Origin of the sequence: Pseudomonas sp. NPDC089547, assembly GCF_050280665.1 — a bacterium.
Classification (GTDB): domain Bacteria; phylum Pseudomonadota; class Gammaproteobacteria; order Pseudomonadales; family Pseudomonadaceae; genus Aquipseudomonas.
Window position 1 is genome coordinate 1 of the sequence record NZ_JBNNVS010000044.1, and the last position, 16,902, is coordinate 16,902.

Sequence of the window (16,902 nt, forward strand, 5' to 3'; positions counted from 1 at the left end):
TAAATATTACCAAGCTCGCTAAATCTCTGGGGGAGCGGGCGAGCCCGCGAACACCGGCAAAGCCGGTGCCATCCACTGCGTTGCCTGTTTCGCGGGCTCGCCCGCTCCCACAGTGACTGTGCTGGCTTTGAGTTAACACGATGCCTGTGGGAGCGGCGGTCCGGTTTACCCGCGAACAACGGCGTAGCTGGTGCCATACCGCAGCTTAGAACCGAACCGTTACCCCCGCATTCACCGAGTGGAACCGGGCATCCGAACCAAACTGCCCCTGATACGACAGCCCCACCTCGGTCTGGCGGTTCAGTTGCACTTTCGCGCCCACTTCGGTCATGGCCACGTTGCGCGTTTGGGCAATGCCCTGCACCGCAAAGTCCGGGCCACCGGCAAAGGCCTGGGTGCTGCGCGGGTCCAGGTCACCGTAGGCGCGGCGCCAGCCCAGGGAGCCGTATAGCTCGGTGGCATGGTCGGCTACGCGGGTTTGGGTGGAGGCGCGCATGCCCACGGTCGAGAACCAGGTGTCCTGCTTTTCACTGGACACGCTCAGGGCCGCGGCACCGCCTTTTTCCCGGAAGCTGTCAGCGTCGTACTTCACGTACGACACGCCCACGAACGGCTCCAGCGCCACCGCGCCCAGGCCGATGCGGTAAGCCGCTTCACCACTGGCCTGCAACGTGTTGGCGTCGCGCTTGCCCTTCAGGTGGTCGTTGAACCCGGCAAAGGCCACGTTGCGTTTGCTGTCCAGCTTGTGCCAGGTGTAGCCAACATCTGCGCTCAGGCGCAGGGCATCCAGCTGGGCGCCGGTGTACAGGCCCAGGTGGTAGTTGTCGCTGTGGCCTTTGGCATCGCGGTCGTCGGCATCGAACTTGGTGCGGCTGTAGCCGCCGTACACCCCGGCGCGCCAGTCCGGGTTGATGCTGCCATCGGCACCTATCAGCACACCACCGGTTCTTTGGCGCAGGCCGCTGGCGCCGTTGTTGCCGTCCAGTTTCGACCAGTTGCCGAACACTTGCGCCCAGGCGCCGCCTTGCGCTTCCGGGGTGGTGGGCATGAGGTTCGACGCACCCAGCGGCATGCGCACGGTGGTGCTGTCGAACAGGCTGCGCAGGCGGGTGCCCAGCACGCCGGAGACCACTTGGCTGTTGGCGATCAGCGCGGTGCCGGTGCTGGCGTGGTAGTCGCCGGCGAGCTGGTCGATGGCATCGCGTGCGCTATCGGCATCCAGTACCAGCAGGTTGTTGTACAGGCGCAGCGGGTCGCCGCTCTGTTCCAGTTCGCTCAGTGCGCCTGCGGTATTCCACTGGTTTTCGGTAACCGCCACGGTCTGGAAGATGCCGGGGGTGCCAGGCCCGCCTGTTTCTGGCGGCTGGACCGGTGGTTGTACCGGTGGTTGTACCGGGGGCTGCACAGGCGGCTCGACCGGGGGCTGTACCGGTGGCTCAACAGGTGGCTCGACCGGGGGTTGCACCGGGGGCTCAACAGGCGGCTCGACCGGGGGCTGCACCGGGGGCTCAACAGGCGGCTCAACCGGTGGCTCAACCGGCGGTTCAACAGGTGGTTCAACCGGTGGCTCGGGCGTAGTGGTTTTCTGCGCGATGGTCAGGTTCAGTTCATTGGCCGTGCGCTGCAAGCTCACGTTGAGGAACGCCGAGTTGGTGAATGCCTCTGCATAGGCAGTACCAGCGGCAGCACCGTCCACCACGCCGCCCTGGGCGGCCAGCAGGGTGTAGGTTTGCCCGGTCTGGTAGCTTTGCGCGTCGTTGAGCGTGGTGACATCGACCCGGGTGCCGCGCAGGGTCGCGGTGCCGCTCACGTTGACCCGGTCCGACCCGCCATCACCGGCGATATCGGCGGCGTAACGCGAGCCGGCCGCCATCTCCAGGTCACCATTGATCGACAGGGTGCCCAGCGCGCCTTCACCGGGCGACAGGGTACCGCCCGAGGCAACCTGGGTGCTGCCGACCTGGCCGACACCGGCCAGCACACCGCCATCCAGCACCTGGGCACGGTTGCTGTAATTGCCGGCAGTGTCGGTATGGCCCACGGTGCCGTTGACCACCAGGGTGCCGTTGCCGATGCTCAGCAGCGAGGTGCCGCGCGGGTTGGTCTGGTCGACATCGCCTGCCAGCACCAGGCGCCCGCCGCGCACCACCGTGCTGCCAGACATCCCGGTCAGGTCGCCGCTCAGGGTGGTATTGCCGCTGAAGGCATACACCCGGCCAGCACCGCTGATGCTGTTGCTCAGTTGCAGGTCGCTGTCGGTGTGGTTGAACGCCAGCGCACCGCTGCCAGCGCCAAAGCGGATCGCCGTTTGTGGGTCCAGGCGGCCGGCGGCTTGTGCAGCGCTGGCGGTAATGGCATCGATATCGGTGCGGCTATCGTCCCTCACCACTGCGCCACCGATGCTGAGGGTGCCGCGTGCGGCCGAGTTGATACTGGTCAGTTCGCTGATGTCGATGCCATCGGTGCTGCTCAGCTCGGCGCCGTTGGCCAGCACCAGGACGGTGCTGGAGGTGGTGGTGCCCAGGGTCAGTGCGCGCGTGGCCAGGCGTGTGCCTTCACCGGTCACGCTCACCACGGTGTTGCGGCTGAGGTTGGCCGAGCCCAGCGTCATCGAGTCGCTGGTCAGCACCGCGCCATCGCTCAGGCTAAGGTCGTTACGGTTGCGGAAGGTGCCGGTGTTGTCCCAGCGCGTGTTGGCGCCGGACAGCTCGCTGATCGAGTTGATGGCCACACGTTCGCTGGCAAGCTGCCCGCCGTCCTTCAGGGTGATGCGCGAGTCATACAGGAATACGCCACCGGACGTCACCTCAACGGCATCCACCTTCGAGCCTGCACCGCTGACCACCAGGTTGGCCCGGGACAGGGCATTGCCGGCATTGCCGTTGTCGCTCAGTTGCAGGTCGCGCACTAACACTTGCCCGCCATCGAGCACGTTCAGCGTGCCCTGGCCGGCGCCGCCGATGACGATGGTGTTACCGAGCACGGCCGTGGTGCGCGGCACCACCCAGCGGGCGCCGGGGCCCTGGACCGTGACAGTTGCCATTGCCGCGCTGGCTTCATCGTTGGTGGATGAGCCACCAATGCGCCCACCTTTGCTGGTGAGTTCGGCGCCATTGTTGATGGTAAGGCTGGCGGGCACGCCGTTGCCGGGGCGCAGTGACACCGTGCCATCGTAGGCGCGGTCGCTGCTGAAGGTGTCCTCGCCGCTGTCTAGGATGTAATCCGCAGCGTGGGCGGTCGGCAGCATGGCAAGGGTGATGGCGAACGTGAGCGGGGATAGGCTGAACAGGGGCTTCATGGCGACTCCGGATAGTCCATTAAAGGCCACGCAAGTGGCGGCCAGCGCATGGGGCGTTGGCGGTCCTCAGGTGCAACGGATGAAGGCAGGGAGTATCGGCAGTGCTCACCGGATCGCAAATAGTACGAATGTGCTAACCATTGCCGGAACGTGATGTTGCGCACACTGTGGGCTGCCAGGCGCAAGCGCATTTGTTGCTGAATGTGTGATCTCTGCCGCTCGGTTTTCGTCAAGAATGCGACCCCTTGCCGTCGCCTGGGGTTATTGAGCCAGGGCCTTTCATGCAAACGCTGTTGAACGAGATTCTTGAAGAAGTACGTCCCTTGATCGGCAAGGGCAAAGTGGCGGACTACATCCCGGCGCTGGCCGATGTGCCGGCGCAGCAGTTGGGTATTGCGGTGTACAGCAACGATGGCAGCCATTACTGCGCAGGCGACGCGTTAGTGCCGTTTTCGGTGCAGAGTATTTCCAAGGTGTTCAGCCTGGTGCAGGCGATCGGCCACTCGGGTGAAGCCATTTGGCAGCGGCTTGGCCATGAGCCCTCAGGCCAGCCGTTCAATTCGCTGGTACAGCTGGAGTTCGAGCGCGGGCGCCCGCGCAATCCGTTTATCAATGCGGGGGCGTTGGTAATCTGCGATATCAACCAGTCGCGCTTCGCTGCACCCACGTTGTCGATGCGCGATTTCGTACGGCGGCTGTCGGGCAACCCGCACATCTCGATGGATGCCCGCGTCGCGGATTCGGAGTACCAGTTTCGCGCGCGCAACGCGGCCATGGCTTACCTGATGCAGTCCTTTGGCAACTTCCATAACGAGGTCGAGCAGGTGTTGCGCAGTTACTTCAGTTACTGCGCGCTGCAAATGAACTGCCTGGACCTGGCCCGGGCGTTCTGCTTTTTGGCCAACGATGGGTTCTGCAAGCACAGCGAGGAGCAGATTCTTACCCGTCGCCAGGCCCAGCAGGTGAACTCGATCATGGCCACCAGCGGGCTGTATGACGAAGCCGGTAATTTCGCCTACCGGGTGGGGTTGCCTGGCAAGAGTGGTGTGGGTGGGGGGATTGTGGCGATCGTGCCGGGGCAGTTTACTGTTTGTGTGTGGTCGCCGGAGCTGAATGCGGCGGGCAACTCCCTGGCCGGGATGGCGGCGCTGGAGTTGCTGAGCTCGCGGATTGGCTGGTCGGTGTTTTGAATCGCGGGAGGGGCCTGCCGGTAGGCGCTGAATCGCCGTCACAAGGCGACTGTGCATAGAATAAGAGAATGTTTGACAGAGGTCTTCAGCGTTACAAATATAACGATTTAGGATGTGTTAACTTTGGCCGTAGGGCATTTCTGAAGTTGGATCGAGCTGCACTTTAGCTAGCATTGATCGCTTAGTATGGAATCTTTTCGGGGAGATGACCATGCAAAGGAGGACGGAAGAGTGCCTGATAGGGCAGGTGGATTTGAAGCTGGCTGAGCAGAGCTACAATGTCCCCGGTTTTTCCGAGGCTTACGCGTATCATCTTGAGGGGCGAGCTGGGGATCAAGTGTTTTATGGTAGGTTGCTCATATTTATTGGTTCTGTAGTTGCGGCGCTGGGTATGGGTATCGCCTTATTCGGTCCTGAGGTTATTTATTATGACCGGTTCTCAGGCCTTACCCTGATCCAGCACATACAATTGAACCCTGGGCTAGTTTCAATTAGCGGCGGGCTGATGATCGCTTGGGGCGGAAAACAGCGTAATGAAGGCATTGTTCATCGTGAAGACTTCCTATTGTCCCATTACAAATTTGTAACGGATGATGGTCGAGATGTCAGCAATCAGGTCAACGTTCGGCACTTGGGAGGTGATAATTTTAGCGTCTCCGTAGGCTTGTAGTCTGGTCGCGTAGGTTTGAGCATTAACATTACGATTTTTGCGCGCCCGGCAAGGGCTCTCGAGAGATTGCTCCATTTTCTTCGCAGGTTTGGTAGGCTAATGTTTTTAGTCTCTCGCTGAGACAACGCAAATGGAAGTGCCATGGCGATTGTTCATTCTGTAATAGAAAGTGATTGGCGAGCTTACAGGGAGATACGGCTCAGGGCCCTGCGTGAGTCGGAGGATGCCTTCGCAAGTACCTATGAGCATGAGTCAACCAGGGAAGAGGGCGAGTGGCAGGCCCGCGTCTCAGCCATGGTTTCGTCCAGCAGTGCCCAAGCATTCTTTGCGTCGCAGCACAATGAGGTTTGCGGCCTGGTGTGGTGCAAGTCGTCGGGCATTGAAGTGGACGTGGTCGAGCTTTTCCAGATGTGGGTAGCGCCTGATGCACGCGGCTGCGGAGTAGGGCGGGCCTTGCTCGAGCATGCAATCACTTGGGCTTCAGGCCGGGGGGCGCAGCGTGTTCGTTTGGGCGTGACGATTGCAGAAAGCCCAGCGATGCACTTGTACAGGGCGAGTGGTTTCCACGACGTCGGCTTACCCGAGCCTTTGCGCGAGGGTTCGGCGTTGATGTCGCAACCGATGGAGTTGAATCTGGGCGCACATTGAGACAGATCCCTGCTGCCGGTACCGGCCTCTTCGCGGGTAAACCCGCTCCCACAGGGATAGCGTAATGCCGAGGGCGAACACACTATCTGTGGGAGCGGGCGAGCCCGCGAACACCGGCGTAGCCGGTGCCATCCAGCGCAGCATGGTTGCAGCCAACGTCCAGCACTTCAGAAGACCTCGTCAATTGCCGGCGCACTGCGAGACTCAATGTCGATCTCAGTTGGCCACTGGACCTTGGGTGCAAGGTAGTTCATGGGGTTCAGGCCATTACCAGCCTTCTGACCCTGAACAGGGCGCATCGCATCAGGGATCGCGTCATAGCCACTTTGCATGTACAACCGCGCCAGTGCCCAATACTGCTTGCCTTGTTCTATGTTGTCACACAGAAACAGGCGATCGATGACTTCGTCGGTGCCTGGTTTACGAACCGAGATCATCACATTTTCAATAAGCCCGCCGTAGCCCATGGGGGCGTATACCTTGTAGACCTCGGCGGTGAGGTCGGCCCAGTCATAGGCCACCGGCTTCACCCCCCAGCCTTTGCTGCCGAAGGGGTACAGGCGATCAAAACGGTATTGATAGAAGTAAACTTTTTGGCGTGCTCTATTGAAGCGTATGGGTTCGTCACGGGGGAGTCGTAGGTCCAAACGAAATAGCGGATAAAAGGCCCAGATCGAAGAAATTAAAATCACGAAACCTACTATCGTGATATCAAGCCCCGATCGCCAATCATGAGCAATAGACCCGAAAAGGTCGGGTACGAGGACGTTCACTATATAAGCTAAAAGTATTAGGCCGCCGAAAAATGAAATCCCCCGCACGCTGACCGAAGATCGAGGTATTTCAATGAAAATACGCTCGGCGCGATTGATCTTAAAGCCATAGGCAGAGGTGACCTCTCGCGGCATAGGCCTTGCGTCGTACGGAGGTAGATCATACTTCCAGCCAGTTTCTCGACTAGGTAATATCTTTCTTTTTTCTGTCATTCATTAAACTCAGTAGAAATGATCTCTGCGTGCACTTCCGGCGTGTTTCGGTCGGGCCAAAATTTCAAAGACAGCGTTGCGGCAATAATAGTAGGGTTGTCGATATATGGAACTAATTCGAGGCCGCCAAAATGCTGTTTGATGCTTATTTTGCCTTCAGTTGTAGTGATTGTGCGATCAATTTCATTCTGCTCGATACTGCTAGTTTCGTAATCTGGGTTTTTAGGTGGTTTGTATCGCTGGGGCGGAGGGCTCGTCATTTCTTCTTTAATGGCTGCGGGTAGTGTCAAGGCGCTGCCAATAATCACTTCGCCCTCGACTTGATCCTTGAGGAGACTGTCGCCATGACGGTGGACCTTCAGTTCCCAATACAGCCCGGATTTTTCATTGTCGAAATGCGGAATGCTAATCAGATATTTCAAGCGTTGCTTGACAGTTGATCCAAAAAGGCTCCTTGTCTTGGCGTTAGATACAGTTCCAAGCAGATCAGTTTCGAACTTAACGCTTGCAGTGATTCCCAGTACAGCTGTATTAAGCTCAGCTGAGGCCATGTCTGCAAATTCCGGTGCGTTCCAGTGGATAATTGGAGTTTCGTTAGCCTTGCCGAAGTAGCACCGCCTTACCCATCGATCCAGCGGTGACGACTCTTTCTCTTCCGCCCACTTGGTTAACGTATATGCCCCTAAACCTGACACCAGGGCGATGCCTAAAACACCCAGCACTAATGGTTTGAACACTGCAGCCACGGCAGCAATTACCCCGAAACCAAATAGATATGAGGCGAATTTATAGAGTCGTGCTGCTCTGTGATCGCCACCTGCGGTTGTGCGCCTTTCAGCGCTTATCGCCTGCAATGCATCGAAAATGCCAGCTCCTGCATTGATAACAGCGCCAACTCTAGCTATCACCTGCCCAGTCATAATCAGATTGGTCATTTTATGTTCAGCAGCAAAAGATAGCCTCCGTATGCGCTGGAGTTCGGAAGCCCCTGATCTTAAAATCAATCCAAGTGCTTCAACGCTACCGCCCAAGATGCCCATTCTTGCACCTGCCAAGGCCATCACGGCTTCCTTGGCTTTGGGCCCGAATTCCGCTTCAGCTTTCGCCTGGTTTTTGCTCAAACTGTCGCTTTGTAAGTAAAGCCCTCCCATCGCGAGCAGTACTTCCCAGCTCCCAGCTACACCTCGCAATCCGCTAAAACCGGTCCGCACCAACTGCGCCGCCTGCTGCGAAGTAATGCGCATGCCCTGCAACACCTTGCGCGCATTCGCCTCCAGCGTCCCCGCCGCCACCGAGATATCCACCAAGGCAATCTGTGCCGCGCTGCTCGCCTGGGTCACCTTCATGTTGGCTTCCTCAAGCAACCGACCACGCACCTCTTCAGCCGTACCCTCCACCCACACCGTCACACTGATCATGGTGTGGGCAAACCCCGGGTCGAGCACGGCCAGGCTCATCAGCCCGTGCTGCATGATCGGCCGTACCTTGTTCCACACCTTGGTTGAATGGATGTCGATGTCATCAATGTTGCGATGCATCCGGTCCCGCGCCTCGGCAATCGAGGCATTGGCCTTGTGTTGCAACTCGCGCAAGTGCGCACTTTGCAGGGCGTAGTACTCGCCCAGCTTCATCTTCACTTCCAGCTCGATCAGGTGTACGCCGTTGTAGAGAAACTGCGTCGCGCTGTTCAGGTGCCGCACAGCGTTCTGAATGCCTGACGGCAAGCGGGGTGCCAAGCGCTGGCTGGCGGCATTGAGGGCGCCCTGGGTTTCAGCGATGGCCTGCTTGAGCGTGTTGCGCATGCGCAAACCGGTGTCGTCGCTGGCGATGATCTTGCTCAGCATGCCGTAGAGTTTGTCGCTGTCGTTCCAGTTGATCGCGTCGGCAGCGGAGAAGCTGGGGAGTAGCCCAGCCAGCAACGCACGGTCGCGCATCAGCAACGCGCGATAAGGGGGGCTATCGGGGTCTTGCAGCCATTTCAGCCAGAGCGTTTCGCTGGTGCCGGCTGGGGGAGCCGCATCCGGTGCCACGGCTTCGGTGATACCGCCGCCCAGGCACAGCGCCATGGTCTTGGCATACGCCACGCCAGACTCTCGATGATCGCCGTCATAGTCGTACTGCTCGGCCACCTTGAACATGGGCGTATCGAACATCGCAGCATACGCGCGGGCGTTCCTGTCGATGTAACCCTGAAACTCGGCTTCCTGTTGGTCGTATTCGGCCTGGAACGCTGCCCGTTTCGGTTCGTCGTAACGTTCCTCCAGCCGCTCATCACTCTCCAATTGCGCCCGCTCTACCAACCACTGGCGCTCCACCGCCGGATCGGTGAACACCGGAGGCCCGTCACCGGTCATGGGCTCCAGCGACGGCACCCTCTGCGCCGCCCACTCCCGGTGCGTGGCGCGAATGACCTGGAGGATCTGTGAGGTCTGTAACTGATAGGCCCGCATAGGGTCTTCCCGCCAGACCTGGCGCTTCACCACCCAGTTCAAACGCTGGTGGTTGAACTCCTGAATCAAACCAACGGTGTCATCGAGCACCACCGCCAGCACGCCATTCTCCAGCTTGTGCCGGTTGATCGCGTTGACCAGGTACCCCTTCAGGGCAAACCGGCGCAGCCAGCGCGTGTGAAAGCCATGCACGCTGTCGAACGGCGAACACCCGCGCTGCGCGTACTCGAACACTTCCTTGTCGACCTGCAGATTGTCAGGCGTCATGGCGATGCCTGCCAACTCAGGATTGTTGCGTGCCTGGGTCAAGTCCACCCCTTCAAAGCGGTGCGCAGGCGCCTGGCCCTTCTTGTAGGCATTCAGCACACTCACCGGCCAAGGGTCGCTGGAGAAGGCCAGCCAGGCGCTGCCATAGCGGTCGGTGTCGATGTTCAGGAAGGACGAGGGAATGTCGTGGTTTTCATTCGTACACTTTTCGGGCAGTGATGCAGGCAGGCCATCTGACGGCTCGTAGGGATTGAAGCGGCGCAGGTGGCCCTGCTCGCTGACTTCGTAGGCATGCCAGACCTGCTGGTCAAGCAGCACATACAGATACCCCATGCGCAAGGTGCGCACGCCCAGCTTGGCCGAGATATGCAGGCTGCCGGCCACGGTGCTGAGGCACTGCGGTCGGGTGTCTGGCACCAGGGCGCGGCGCAGGGGCAGGATGGGCAACTCTTGGCGTTCGCAGGCCATGCACTGGTCGTGCGGCAGCGCAGCTTCGGCAAGCGCAATGGCGATACGTTGACTGATTGTCAAAAGCGACCTCGCTTGGAAAGGGAACGTGATGGTCCCTGAACACTAACGAGGAATCGCTTGCCGGAGGTTCATGGGGCGTCCTAAAACTTTGTAGGAAACGTCTGTGAATGAGCCTTTGTGTGATGGCAATACAGCGTTGTGGATGGCACCGGCTTTGCCGGTGATCGCGGGCAAGTCCGCTCCTACAGGGTGTGTGCAGGCTTTGAAGTCGATGTGGGCAGGGGCAGCAGAAAGGTCAGCAGCGCGCCAACCACCAGCAGCACCGTGGCATACACAATCCCGGCGGTGAAGCTGTGGGTCAGGTCCTTCAGCCAGCCAACCACCAGCGGGTTCAGCGCCGAGCCGATGTTGCCGAACGCGTTGATCACCGCAATGCCAATGGCCCGCGCCTTGAACGTCAATGCCTGGTCCGGCGTGGTCCAGAAAATCGACATGGCCGTGTAAGACCCGGTGGCTGCCATGCAGATACCGCACAGTTGCACCAGCGGGTTACCCGCGTAAGCGGTAAACATCCAGCCCGCAGCAGCCATCAGCATGGGCAGTACCAGGTGCCATTTGCGCTCCTGGCTGCGGTCGGAATGCAACCCCCACAGCAGCATGCCGATGATGGTGCACACCTGCGGAATCATCGCCAGAAAGCCGATGGTGCTGTTGCTGCTGTCGGCGGCGCTGATGCTCTTTATGATCAGCGGCGTCCATACGGCAATCATCGCCAGTGTGTTCACCAGGCAGAAGTACACCAGGCTGAACATCAGTACGGTGGGCGAAAGCATTTCGCGCAGCAGGCTGGCGGGTTCATCAGTTGCAGGGCGGGTTGAAGGTGGGTGATCGGCGGCCAGGGCCTGCTGCAAGTGGTGTTTGTCTTCGGCACTCAGCCAGTGGGCCTGGTGCGGTGTGTCGTTCAGGTAACCGAACACCACAAAGCCCATGATCACTGAAGGCATGCCTTCAAGCAGGAACAGCCACTGCCAGCCGTGCAAGCCCCACAGCCCGTCCAGGCTCAGTATCAGCCCCGAGAGCGCCGAGCCGAAGCCCGCGGTAAAGGGCATCGCGATCATGAACAGGGCATTGGCGCGTGCCCGGTAGGCCGCCGGGAACCAGAATGTGAGGTACAGCAACACCCCGGGCAAGAAGCCGGCTTCGGTGATGCCGACCAGTATCCGCAGCAGGTAAAGGCTGGCGGCATCGGTCGCGAACAATGTCGCTGTCGAGGCCAGCCCCCAGGCGATCATCAGGCTGCCAATCCATCTGCGTGCGCCAACCCTGGCCAGGGCCATGTTGCTGGGGATGCCGCAGGCGATATAGGCGATGTAGAACAGTGTGGTGGCCAGGCCGAACTGGGTGCTGCTCAGGCCCAGGTCGCCCATCATGGTCAGGCCGGCAAAGCCGATGTTGATGCGGTCGAGAAACGACAGCACAAAGCACAGGAACAGGAAGCCGAGCAGGCGCCTGGAGACTTTGCGCATCACGGCGTGTCGGGGGCTGCTGGTAGTGGTTATCGTGGCAAGCGGGGCAGTGTGCTGATGCATGGGGGCGCCTGATTATTATTGGTTTGAGCGGCACCGGCTGCGGTGCTTTGGCGATGGCAGGCGCTACAGGTCTTGCAGCGCCGACTGGGTAAGCTGGGTGAAGGCCTGGGCATCGCCCAGGGCCTGGGCGCTGAGCAGTGCCAGTTTGGTCAGGAACAGTTCGGCCTTGGCCGGTGTGGCCTGGTCCAGGGCATCTGCCAATACGTCGTAAACCAGTTCCAGGTCTGTTGCGGTAAGGGTGTGCATGGCGGTTCCTCTCAGTGCTTGCCCAGGGTGGTGTCGACGGCGGTGCGCAGTTGTGTGGCACACAGCTGTAGCCAGCGGGCGCAGATGTGTTGGTCTGGGCGCACCAAATAAGCACCCGCGCCGGTGATGCCATAGCGGCTGGCGATACGGCCGGTGGCGTCGTCGATCAGTTGGTCGGCACCGGTGATGGCAGGCTGGGCGTGTTGCGCTATCGCAATGATCTGCAACGGCACACCGCTGCTGCGGATTGCATTTGCCTGCTCGAGCACGTCGCTCGGGATGCAGTCACTGTCGGTGAAGTAGAGCAGGTAGAAGCTGGCACCCAGGTGGTCGAACAGGTAGTCGTTTTCGGCCAGTCGAATGTTCAGCAGCGGGGCGCCATTGCGCGGCCCGGCAGTGAAACGCGCGTTGTCGTCAGCCGCGCAGTTGAGTACCGAATCGGCGTAGTCGTGTGGCCGCGAAGTGCGCCAGTGGTACAGCGGGCGGACGAACGCTTGGGTCAGTGACAACGACAACACGGCATCGCGCACCAGGCGGTAGCCCGCAGTCGGGGGCGCCATGAACCGGGTGCTCTTGCCGGCTTCGCTGATGATTTCGCGTGCGGCACCGACGCGTTCGCTGGAGTACGACGGTAGCAACTTGGGGCCCGCCAGGCCTTTGACAGTGAGGGCCAGTTTCCAGACCAGGTCGTGGCAATCCTGGAACCCTGTGTTGGCGCCGCGCACGCCGAAAATCGGCAACAGGTGTGCCGCGTCCCCTACAAACACCACGCGCTTGTGCAGGTAATCAGGCAGGGTCAGGGCGCGGGCGGAGTAGACCGAACTCCAGTCCATTTCCCACTCAGGGTTTTCCACCCCCAGCATGTGCAACTGGGCGTTGATGCGTTCGCGCAGTGATTCCGGTTGCAGCGCCTGTTCCGGGGTTTCGTTTTCGGGCAGTTGATAGTCGATGCGCCAGATGTCGCCAGGCTCGCGGTGCATCAGTACGGTGTTGCCCGGGTTCCAGGCCGGGTCGAAGTAGGCCAGGCGCTCGGTAGGCAGGCCCAGGTCTATCTTGATGTCGGCGATCACGAAGCGGCCTTCGTAGGCGGTACCCTCAAGCTTGAGGTCCAGCAGCGTGCGCAGTGTCGAGCGGGCGCCGTCAGCGGCGATCACCCAGTCGGCGTCAAGCTCATAACTGCCGGCGGGGGTATCAATACTCAGCCGGGCAAAGTCGTCATGTTGCAGCACACCGGTCACGCGGTTGCCCCAGCGCACTTCCACCAACGGGTTGGCCTCGGCGGCCTCGACCAGAAACTGCTCCAGGCAGGGCTGTTGCAGGTTGGTCATGGGGGCGTAGCGGTCGTCCGGGTCGTGCGGGTTTTCCATGCGGAACACCAGCTGGTTGCGGTAGTACGAATTGCCACAGCGCCACGGCAGGCCCAGCTCACAGACCCGGTCGGCGACACCCACCTGCTGCAAAATCTCCATTGAGCGGCGGGTGAACACAATGGCCCGGCTGCCTTCGCTCACTTGCCGCTCCGCAGCCAGCACCACGCAGGCGATGCCATGCCGGGCGAGGTCCAGGGCGGTGGTCAGGCCGATCGGGCCGGCGCCTACCACCACGACGGGTTTGCGGGCCGGGTGGGTAGCGCCGACACTGGCGGTGTGGGCAGGGTAGACCTGGTAGTTGAAATAGAGGGAGCGGCGCGGCTCGCTGTGGGGCTGATGCATGGCGGTGCACATCCATATTCTTGTAGGTATTCAGGTGTGCGAAAGACTGTACTTGAGGCGGCGGCGGGCGATGTCCCCTGGAGGGGACAAGTGCGTTACCGTCAAGGCAGTTTGTACGGCCGCGCGAAGCATCCTGCACGGCGCATGGCACCGGCTGCGCCGGTGTTCGCGGCGGTTCGACGCCTCGACACGCGCGCACAGAGATCGCATCAGGGCTGACAGGTGTTGGTCACAAGATATGCAGCGCCTGTGAGATCGAGCGCCGCCCGCGCGGCGCATCGCGAGCAAGCTCGCTCCTACATTTGTTTCGGGCCAGTAACGCCTGTGCCATGCGCGCGCGACCGTTTGTTCGCTCGACGCTATATCGAGCCATCCGCCAAAGCGTTCGCGCGCATATCCCACAGGCATGATTGGCCCGAAACAAATGTAGGAGCGAGCTTGCTCGCGATGCGCCGCACGGGCGGCGCTCGATCTCACAGGCGCTGAAGATGCCGAGGCGAGCACCTGGCAACCCTGATGCCATTGGCAAAAACCATCAGGCTCTGGGCAGCGCAGCAGCCCATGTGTTGCATCAACGCTGGCGCAACACAGTGGCCAGCCCGACAGTCAATACCACAGCGCAGACCATGGCCACACTGATGGTAACGCCAACGCCCAGCGCTTCGAGCATCCCCGCCAGCACCAGATAAAACGCAATCACCCCCACCGCACCAATCGCATTGCCGCGCACCATCGCCGCCATCCCGGCCCGCCCGCCTTGCACATGGGCGAACACCACCAGCGGCCAGGCAATCACCGGGATCGGTGCCAGCATCCCGCTGGTTGCCGGGCCCAGCCAGCTTGCCAGGCTGGTGGTGATCATCAGCAGGGAAGTGGCCGAGACCATGCGCAGGGGGATCTCCCAGAAGTGCCGGGGGCGGGCCAGGGTATCGGGTTTCGGCTCGCGGCCGCTGGCGCGTATCAACACGCCAATCAGTACCAGCGCCACGGCAATCGACAGGTACAGGCTGCCCCAGTGGGTGAATGCGTAGGCGGCCAGGCCATAGAACAGCAACGCCAGCAGCACGGCCGCGGCGACGCCGAGCCTGCGCGTGGCGAACAGGTAGAAGGTGTAGGTGGCCTGCACCGCCGCCAAGCCGCCCAACGCACCGGGTACCGCGCCCATGGCGAAGGCCGTGCCCTGTTCCAGGCACAGGAAGGTCATGACCAGCGCCGAAGTGATCGGCAGGCCCGACAGCAGCCCACCGAGCAGGCCGCCCCAGCGTCGCGAGGCGAGGGAGATTGCCCACATCAGCAGGGGCGTGACGATCAGTTTCAGGTAGAGCAGGGTCATTGCGGGGCTATCCAGGTTTGCAGAAGGTGCGCCCGCCGCCGGTATTGGGTGGGGCGCGGGTGAATCAACCGCGGCTGGCCTCCAAGGCCTGGGCCAGGTCGGCGATGATGTCGTCGCTGTGCTCGATGCCGATAGACAGGCGCACCATGTCCCGTGGCACGCCGGCCTTCTCCAGCTCCTCGTCGTTGAGCTGGCGGTGGGTGGTGGAGGCGGGGTGGCAGGCCAGCGACTTGGCGTCGCCAATGTTCACCAGGCGCACCACCAGCTGTAACGCATCAATGAAGCGTGCGCCGGCCGCTTGGCCGCCCTTGATGCCGAATGACAGGATCGACGCCGGCTTGCCGCCGGTGTAGCGCTGGGCCAGTTCATGCTCGGGGTGGTCGGGTAACCCAGCGTATTTCACCCAGGCAACCTGTTCGTGGGTTTGCAGGTAGTGGGCGACCTTCAGCGCATTCTCGGTGTGACGCTCCATGCGCAGGGCCAACGTTTCCAAGCCTTGCAGGATCAGGAAGGCATTGAACGGCGACAGCGCGGCGCCGGTGTTGCGCAACGGCACCACGCGGCAGCGGCCGATGAATGCGGCAGGTCCGAAGGCTTCGGTATAGGTGACACCGTGGTAAGACGGGTCGGGGGTGTTGAGGAGGGCGAAGCGTTCTTTGTTGTCGGCCCAGGGGAACCTGCCGGAGTCGATGACGATGCCGCCGATGCTGGTGCCATGGCCGCCGATGTACTTGGTCAGCGAATGCACGACGATATCGGCGCCGTGCTCGAACGGCCGGCACAGTACCGGGGTGGCCACGGTGTTGTCGACGATCAGCGGCACACCGTGGCGGTGGGCGGCCTTGGCCAGTGCGGCGATATCGACGATGTTGCCGGCGGGGTTGCCGATGGACTCGCAGAACACTGCCTTGGTGCGTTCATCAATCAGCGCTTCTAGAGCAGCGATGTCGTCATGGGCGGCGAAACAGGTACGGATGCCCATGCGCGGCAGGGTGTGGGCCAGCAGGTTGTAGGTGCCGCCGTACAACTTGGCCACCGAGACAATGTTGTCGCCGGCCTCGGCGACGGTCTGGATGGCGTAGGTGATGGCCGCCATGCCCGAGGCCACCGCCAGCGCGCCTACCCCGCCTTCGAGGGCGGCCATGCGTTTTTCGAGCACATCGTTGGTGGGGTTCATGATGCGCGAGTAGATATTGCCCGCCACTTTCAGGTCGAACAGGTCGGCGCCGTGCTGGGTGTCGTCGAAGGCGAAGGAGGTGGTCTGGTAGATAGGTACGGCCACCGCCCGGGTGGTCGGGTCGGGGCTGAAGCCCGCGTGGATGGCGAGAGTTTCCAGCTTCATGCAGTCGTTCCTTGAGCGTGGGGTGGAAGCGTTCGAGCATGCGGTGGCGGGAGAGCGTGGGTCAAGGATGTCATGGTGGTATGCCCTTGAGTGGCGTCGCACACTGGCTGGTTGAAACCGATTGGATACTCGAAATCACTGGCCCAATGAGCAGAGGAGAGGGTAAAAAGACCGAAGTCAGGCAACCCCATCAGCATCAACTTTGAATGCCATTTGAGAAGACGGGACGGGTACTGCAATTCATGGAAATCACTCAGCTGCTCAAGACTATGCTGCGCTACAGGGAAGCTCTCGAGGTCCATGGCATCCGAGATACTGGCGGTTACGCTGAATTGCTAGCGGCCAGGGCGCTTCGTGCAAGTCGCAACAAAAGTAGTGTTGAGAAGGGTTTTGACATCCTGTGTCCGCAACTGGGTAAAATTGAAGTGAGATCCAGATGCTTGCCGCGGAGCGGTAGACATGAGACTCGCATTGAGCTCTCTGACAAGAAGGAGGGGGGCTTCGACTACCTGCTGGGTATCCTGTTCGACCCGGATATTGAGGTTGTTGGCGGCTTCCTGCTTCCTCATCATGCTGCCATCAGCCTATCTCGGCTGCAGCAATTCAAACGTATTCCATTTGCGACTGGGCTGGCTCATCCGCAGGCGATAGATATTACCGAAAAGCTCAGGCTAGCCCAGAAACAGCTTTGAGTTGCGCA

12 protein-coding genes are annotated in these 16,902 nt (G+C 60.9%); 4 read left to right on the forward strand and 8 right to left on the reverse strand.

Annotated elements, in window-relative coordinates; translation table 11 throughout:
• Positions 1–205: 205 nt before the first annotated feature.
• On the reverse strand, positions 206–3,217 hold the full coding sequence (locus ACQKPZ_RS22860) for an autotransporter domain-containing protein (RefSeq protein WP_427542577.1): 3,012 nt from the start codon (positions 3,215–3,217) through the stop codon (positions 206–208).
• Between the two features lie 362 nt (positions 3,218–3,579).
• Between ACQKPZ_RS22860 and glsB the strand changes: the two genes are divergently transcribed.
• From glsB to ACQKPZ_RS22875, 3 genes are all read left to right on the forward strand, one after another.
• Positions 3,580–4,488 carry a glutaminase B gene (glsB, locus tag ACQKPZ_RS22865; RefSeq protein WP_427542493.1) on the forward strand — a complete coding sequence of 303 codons (909 nt, stop codon included), beginning with the start codon at positions 3,580–3,582 and terminating at the stop codon, positions 4,486–4,488.
• Positions 4,489–4,699: 211 nt separating this feature from the next.
• Complete coding sequence (locus tag ACQKPZ_RS22870) at positions 4,700–5,158, forward strand: hypothetical protein (protein ID WP_427542496.1); 459 nt, start codon at positions 4,700–4,702, stop codon at positions 5,156–5,158.
• A gap of 141 nt (positions 5,159–5,299) precedes the next feature.
• Positions 5,300–5,806: a GNAT family N-acetyltransferase gene (locus tag ACQKPZ_RS22875; protein WP_427542499.1), complete on the forward strand. Its 507-nt coding sequence runs from the start codon at positions 5,300–5,302 to the stop codon at positions 5,804–5,806.
• 167 nt (positions 5,807–5,973) lie between these two features.
• Here the strand turns inward: ACQKPZ_RS22875 and ACQKPZ_RS22880 are convergent, their stop codons facing one another.
• From ACQKPZ_RS22880 to ACQKPZ_RS22910, 7 genes are all read right to left on the reverse strand, one after another.
• A complete protein-coding gene (locus ACQKPZ_RS22880) occupies positions 5,974–6,792 on the reverse strand; it encodes a DUF6708 domain-containing protein (protein WP_427542502.1) in 819 nt (272 codons plus the stop codon).
• Entirely contained in the window at positions 6,789–10,040 is a 3,252-nt protein-coding gene (locus ACQKPZ_RS22885; protein ID WP_427542505.1) for a T6SS effector BTH_I2691 family protein, read from the reverse strand. The genes ACQKPZ_RS22880 and ACQKPZ_RS22885 overlap by 4 nt, the downstream gene beginning before the upstream one ends.
• 182 nt (positions 10,041–10,222) lie before the next feature.
• Positions 10,223–11,569, reverse strand: a complete 1,347-nt coding sequence (locus ACQKPZ_RS22890; RefSeq protein WP_427542508.1) for an MFS transporter — start codon at positions 11,567–11,569, stop codon at positions 10,223–10,225.
• Positions 11,570–11,632: 63 nt separating this feature from the next.
• Positions 11,633–11,815 (reverse strand): DUF2783 domain-containing protein, encoded by a 183-nt coding sequence (locus tag ACQKPZ_RS22895; RefSeq protein WP_427542511.1) that lies wholly within the window; start codon positions 11,813–11,815, stop codon positions 11,633–11,635.
• A gap of 11 nt (positions 11,816–11,826) precedes the next feature.
• Positions 11,827–13,527, reverse strand: a complete 1,701-nt coding sequence (locus ACQKPZ_RS22900) for an FAD-dependent monooxygenase (RefSeq protein ID WP_427542514.1) — start codon at positions 13,525–13,527, stop codon at positions 11,827–11,829.
• Positions 13,528–14,098: 571 nt separating this feature from the next.
• A complete protein-coding gene (locus ACQKPZ_RS22905; RefSeq protein ID WP_427542517.1) occupies positions 14,099–14,860 on the reverse strand; it encodes a hypothetical protein in 762 nt (253 codons plus the stop codon).
• A gap of 64 nt (positions 14,861–14,924) precedes the next feature.
• A complete protein-coding gene (locus ACQKPZ_RS22910; RefSeq protein WP_427542520.1) occupies positions 14,925–16,202 on the reverse strand; it encodes a bifunctional O-acetylhomoserine aminocarboxypropyltransferase/cysteine synthase in 1,278 nt (425 codons plus the stop codon).
• 242 nt (positions 16,203–16,444) lie between these two features.
• Here ACQKPZ_RS22910 and ACQKPZ_RS22915 point away from each other — a divergent pair, with 242 nt between their 5' ends.
• A complete protein-coding gene (locus tag ACQKPZ_RS22915) occupies positions 16,445–16,894 on the forward strand; it encodes a hypothetical protein (protein WP_427542523.1) in 450 nt (149 codons plus the stop codon).
• The last annotated feature ends 8 nt before the right edge of the window (positions 16,895–16,902 follow it).